The following is a 5,211-nucleotide window of genomic DNA, read 5'->3' on the forward strand; positions in this document are numbered from 1 at the left end:
CTGGACTTGTTGGCCGGTAAGGACTTCGAACACGCCAAGGTGATAGTGCAGGTCACCCTGCCCGCCCGCGCCGCGCTCGGGGTGGACAACACCCCCGGACACCTGGTCGGGTACGGCGACATCGCCGCCCAACAGGCGGTTGATCTCGCTTACCGGGCGGATGCGACGTGGCGGCGGATCCTGACCGAACCCGCGACCGGCCGGGTGCTGGATGTGGGGCGTCGCCGCTACACCCCGCCCGCGGCGTTGCGCGATCACATCCAGGCCGCCATGCCGACTTGTACGGGGCCGGGTTGTGTCCGGCCCGCCGCGCAGTGCGATTTGGATCATCGCGAGCCGTTCCCGGCCGGGCCGACCGACAAGCACAACGTGCACCCGGCGTGTCGTCCGCACCACCGCGCGAAGACGTTCGGCGGCTGGAAGATCATCAAACGCGACGGCACCCTGGAATGGATCTCACCCTGCGGGTTCCGCTACCCCCACCACCTGGCGCGGGAAGTCCGGGTTGAGGTCCTCCAGCACGTGCTTGACGATCTCGGCCATCGGCGCGACCACGTACTTGGTCTTGACCAGCCGGTCGGTGGGGATGCGGTCGCCGAACTTCCAGCACCTGCCCTCGGCCCGCTCACCCTGCGACCCTGGTTCGCTCACCCGCTCACCCTGCGACCCTGGTTCGCTCACCCGCTCACCCTGTGACCCTGGTTCGCTCACCCGCTCACCCTGTGACCCTGGTTCGCTCGCAAGCTCGCTCACTGCAGCACCTCCCGCGGGTCGGTGATGACCCCGGTCACCGCGGACGCGGCCACCGAGAGTGCCGACGCGAGGTACATCTCGGCCTCCGGGCTGCCGTTGCGGCCGGGGAAGTTGCGCGCGTGGTTGGAGATCATCGTCTCGCCGCCGGCCATCGCGCCCATGTTGTAGGCCTGGTTGGAACCCGTGCTCGCGGGGAACCAGGTCGCTCCGGCCTCGTGGAGTTGGCTCGACCAGCCCCTCGCGCAGCGCCTGGGTGAACACCTCGCGACTCGACGGCACGACGTTGAACCGCACGTCGGGGTGCACGCGCCGGCCGCGTAGCACCTCGGCGGCCGCCCGGACGTCCTCGATCCGGCCACCGGCGTGCCCGCCGAGCTCCGCCCACTGCACGGGCTTGCCCGCGACCGACTCGACCGGACGCACGTTGCCCACCGTGGGCGGGCACGCCACCTGCGGCGTGAGCTCGCCCACGTCGAACCGCAGCACCTCGGCGGCCTCCCCGCCGTCGCTGCGGGTCAGCAGGTCCAGCCGGCCACCGGGCAGCGTGCGCACGAACGCCTCGGTGACGGCGTCCGGCTCGACGAACGCGCACTTCGCCCCGATGTCGATGCAGATGAGCGGGAACAGCCAACGGTCCCAGATGGACAGTTCCTTGACGTACGGCCCGGCGAACTCCACCGCGGCGTAGACGAGCCCGCCCTCGCCGATCTCCGCGGCGAGCCACAGCGCGACGTCGCGCGGCGAGGTCCCCGCGGGCGGGGTGCCGTGCAGCTCGACCCGAACGGTATGCGGCACCTTGAACCACGCCTTGCCGTATGGCAGCACGGTGCCCGCGTGCGAGTCGTTGCCCAGCGCGGCCGCGAACGCGCCGAGTGTCCCGCGCACGGGAGTGTGGCTGTCGGAGCCGACGACGATCATCCCGGGCTGGATCAGCCCGCGCCGCACGGCGACGTGGTGGATGTTGCCGTTGCCGCAGTCGAAGAGGTGGATGCCCTGCCGGCGCGCCCACCGCCGGTTCGCCTCGAGGATGTCGGCGCTCTCCTCGGTGGCCGGCGAGAAGTGGTGGTCGAACACCATGACCACGCGGTCCGGGTACCGCACCTGCCCACCCACCTGCTCGTCGAACACCTTGGCGGTCAGGTAGCCGCTGAGGTCGTGCATGATCATCCGGTCCACGTCGGCGACCACGATGTCGCCGGGTTCCACAGTGGACCTTCCGCTGGCGCGGGCGAGGATCTTCTCCACGAGGTTCATGCGAGCAGCTCCTGCGGGTTGCTGATCACGCCGCGGATCGCGGACGCCGCCGCGGTCGCCGGGCTGCTCAGGTAGATCGAGCTGGTGTAGCTGCCCATCCGGCCCTGGAAGTTGCGGTTGGCGGTGGACAGCGTGACCTCGCCGTCGGCCATCGCTCCCCCGTCGCCCGCGCACGCCCCGCAGCCCGGGTTGGTGATCAGCGCCCCCGCCTCGATGAGAGTCGACACGACGCCGTCGGTCGCCGCCCTTGCCATCACCGCGGCCGACGCGGGCGTGACGATCAGCCGCACGCCCGGCGCGACCTTGTTGCCGGCGAGGAACTCGGCCGCGATCGCGAGGTCGTCGTACTTCGCGTTGGCGCACGAACCGATGAACACCTGGTCCACCTTGGTCCCCACGACGTCGCCGACCGGGACGACGTTGTCCACCGTGTGCGGCACGGCGACCTGCGGACTCAGCGTCCGGCCGTCGATGCGCTCGACCTGCCGGTACTCCGCGTCCGGATCGGCGGCGAGCACCTCGTACCGCTCCGCGGCCACGCCCGCGTCGTCCAAATAGGACAGCTTCACGTCGTCCGGCGGCACGACAGCGTTCTTGGCGCCCATCTCCATCGCCAGGTTGCACAGCGTCATCCGCTCCGACACCGACATCCGCCGCGCGTAGGAGCCGCCGAACTCCACCGAGCAGTACGTCGCGCCGTCCGCGGTCAGATCCCCGATCAGCTTGAGCATGAGGTCCTTGGGATATGTCCCACGCGCGAGCGGTCCCTCGATCTCGATCTTGACGGACTCCGGCACCTTGAGCCAGATCGTGCCGGTGACCCACGCCGCGGTGATCTCGCTGAACCCGACGCCGGTCCCGAACGCGCCGAGCGCGCCGTAGATCGTGGAGTGCGAGTCGGTGCCGATCACGAGCTGGCCGGGCAGGATGTGGCCGTTCTCCATCAGCACCATGTGCGCGATGCCGGCGTTGACGTCGTAGAACCTCGTGATACCCATCCTGGTGGCGAAGTCGCGGGACAGGCTGTGGTGGCCGGCCGTCCGCGCGTTCTGCGCCGGCGAGATGTGGTCCATGACCATGGCGATGCGGTCGACGTCGAACAGCGTCGAGACCCCCATCCGCTCCAGGGTCTTGATGCAGCGCCAGCTCGCCGTGTGGCTCATGTAGAGGTCGGGATACGCGGTGACGATCTGCCCCGGCACGAGGTCGCGCTCGCCGGACGCGCGCTCCAACGCCTTCTGCGCGAAGGTCTTGCCCATCAGACACCCTCTTTGCCGGACGTGGCCGACGTGGCCATGAGATGCGCGATGAGGCCGCCGCTCTCGAGAATCTCGCGCAGGTGCGCCGGGTACGGGGCGAACTCGAACCGCCGTCCCGCCGCCTCGATGACCCCCGCGTGGTAGTCGACCCACACCTCCGCGCCGTCCTCGACCGCCGCGACCGCGTCCGCGCTCTCCACAGCGACCAGCCCGGTGTTGATGGCGTTGCGGAAGAACACCCGCGAGAACGACGCCGCCACGACGGCCTTGATGCCTGCACCGATCAGGCACGTCGACGCCTGTTCCCTGGCGCTGCCGCAGCCGAAGTTGCGGCCGGCGACGACCACGCCGCTGGCCCGCAGCCGCCGTTGCACGTCCGGACCGAGCGGCTCGAACGCGTGCTCGGCCAGCTCGGCCGGGTCGATGCTCACCAGATAGCGGCCGGGGATGATCACGTCGGTGTTGACGTTGTCCCCGAAGACGATCGCCTGTCCACCAACACGCCGTGCCGATGATTCGCTCGCCCGCTCACTCATGGGCTCGTCTCCTCCAAGAACCAGTCGGTGGGCACGATGTGGCCGAGGTCCCGCTGCTCGGCGAGCGCGAGCGCCCGCGCGCAGACGGCCGCGAACTGCAGCCCCATGCCGGTGTTGTTGGCGAAGACCGTGATCTCGTCCGCGCTGCCGCGCCCGGGCGCCTGCCCGGCGAGCACCTCGCCGATCTCCCTGATGTCGGCCCACTCGAGCCGGCCGCGCTCGACCGGGCCGAGGATGTCGAACTGCTTGTCGTGGTGCACCTGCTCGCGCGAGAGCACGACTATTCGGTCCGCGCGGTCGAACGTCGTGTCGTCGAGCTCGCGCCGCGTCGCCGTGCCGTCGGGCCGGCCAGGTGCAACACAAGGTGCAGACCGGCGCCACGCTCATTACGGACGCCTGGTGCGAGCTGTTCGAGCGGTACGAGATCGGCGTCGGCGTGAGCATCGACGGTCCGCGCTCCGTCAACCATCACCGAGTCGACCGTGCCGGGCGTCTCATGGTCGACCGGTCCGTGGCCGGGATCGACACCTTGAAGCGGCACGATATTCCGTTCATCGTGCTGGCTGTCGTGAGCCAGGACGGCACGAGCCGAGCCCATGACACACTCGACTTCCTACGCGACCTAGGTTCCCGGTGGGTTGGGTTCAACATCGAGGCAAAAGAGGGCGCCAACGTCGACGGCGACACACCCGCCATGGAGCAGGCGCAGCGGTTCTGGCGGGACACGTTCACCTGGAGCAGACAGAACCGCGAGATGACGGTGCGGGAAGTCGAGCGGATTCTCGGGTTCCTCGGGTTGAAGACGGCGATGCGAGGAGCCGACGCGCGGCACGATCTCATTCCGACAATCGGCTGGAACGGCGATGTAGTGCTGCTGTCGCCCGAACTGTTGGGTGTCCATGACGATCGATACCACGACTTCGTTGCCGGCAACGTGCTAACGGATTCCCTGCCGACAATTCTCAGTCGCGCGGCCGATCTTCTATGTCCAAGAGTTCCTGATCGGACTGGAGCGGTGCAAGGCCACGTGCGAGTTCTTCTCCTACTGCCAGGGTGCGCACGCGGGTGACCGATACTTCGAACATGGCACCTTCACGGCCACCGAAACCGAACACTGCAAGACCTCTGTACAGGCGCCAGTACTGGCGCTCACGGAACTGATGAACAGAAGGGAGAAGGAATGACAGTACTCGAACGGCTAGTGGAGACTGCCGCAACCGATTCCGAGTGGGCCGCTATGATCGCCGAACAGGCCGAGGGCCTCCTGACGTAGCTGTTCAGCCTTGGTGGCGTGATTACACGGCGGTGATGTCGGGGGTGAGGGCAGGCGGGAGCCACGCACCGGTGGTGAACAGGCGCGTCATCGCGTCAAGCGTGTCCAGACCCCACTTGGTTGCGGTGGACAGGTA

General features: G+C 68.6%; 4 protein-coding genes and 3 pseudogenes. 1 reads left to right on the plus strand and 6 read right to left on the minus strand.

The features are described from left to right. The 6 genes and pseudogenes from GEV28_RS41915 to GEV28_RS41935 all read right to left on the minus strand — a co-directional run. Window positions 1-375 (minus strand): hypothetical protein (locus GEV28_RS41915; protein ID WP_291419904.1); only part of this gene is annotated, 375 nt, incomplete at its 3' end. Between the two features lie 374 nt (window positions 376-749). Continuing rightward, window positions 750-917: pseudogene (locus tag GEV28_RS42960) on the minus strand (aconitase family protein); the annotation flags it as partial. Window positions 918-990: 73 nt separating this feature from the next. Then, window positions 991-2,007, minus strand: a pseudogene (locus GEV28_RS41920) (aconitase family protein); the annotation flags it as partial. Then, on the minus strand, window positions 2,004-3,266 hold the full coding sequence (locus GEV28_RS41925) for an aconitase/3-isopropylmalate dehydratase large subunit family protein (RefSeq protein WP_291419908.1): 1,263 nt from the start codon (window positions 3,264-3,266) through the stop codon (window positions 2,004-2,006). The pseudogene GEV28_RS41920 and the gene GEV28_RS41925, both read right to left, overlap by 4 nt. Further along, a complete protein-coding gene (locus GEV28_RS41930; RefSeq protein WP_291419910.1) occupies window positions 3,266-3,802 on the minus strand; it encodes a 3-isopropylmalate dehydratase in 537 nt (178 codons plus the stop codon). Before GEV28_RS41930 ends, GEV28_RS41925 begins: the two co-directional genes overlap by 1 nt. Then, a pseudogene (locus GEV28_RS41935) lies at window positions 3,799-4,119 on the minus strand (hypothetical protein); the annotation flags it as partial. The gene GEV28_RS41930 and the pseudogene GEV28_RS41935, both read right to left, overlap by 4 nt. Window positions 4,120-4,166: 47 nt before the next feature. Here GEV28_RS41935 and GEV28_RS41940 point away from each other — a divergent pair. Beyond that, window positions 4,167-4,871: a hypothetical protein gene (locus tag GEV28_RS41940; RefSeq protein ID WP_291419912.1), complete on the plus strand. Its 705-nt coding sequence runs from the start codon at window positions 4,167-4,169 to the stop codon at window positions 4,869-4,871. The last annotated feature ends 340 nt before the right edge of the window (window positions 4,872-5,211 follow it).

It is taken from the genome of Actinophytocola sp. (assembly GCF_009379765.1).
In the GTDB taxonomy this organism is placed as follows: Bacteria; Actinomycetota; Actinomycetes; order Mycobacteriales; family Pseudonocardiaceae; genus Actinophytocola.

What these genes read in the sequence shown, in the direction of transcription:
- GEV28_RS41925 (WP_291419908.1), bottom strand. Translation starts at nt 3,266, where the DNA reads ATGGGCAAGACCTTCGCGCAGAAGGCGTTGGAGCGCGCGTCCGGCGAG.
- GEV28_RS41930 (WP_291419910.1), bottom strand. Translation starts at nt 3,802, where the DNA reads ATGAGTGAGCGGGCGAGCGAATCATCGGCACGGCGTGTTGGTGGACAG.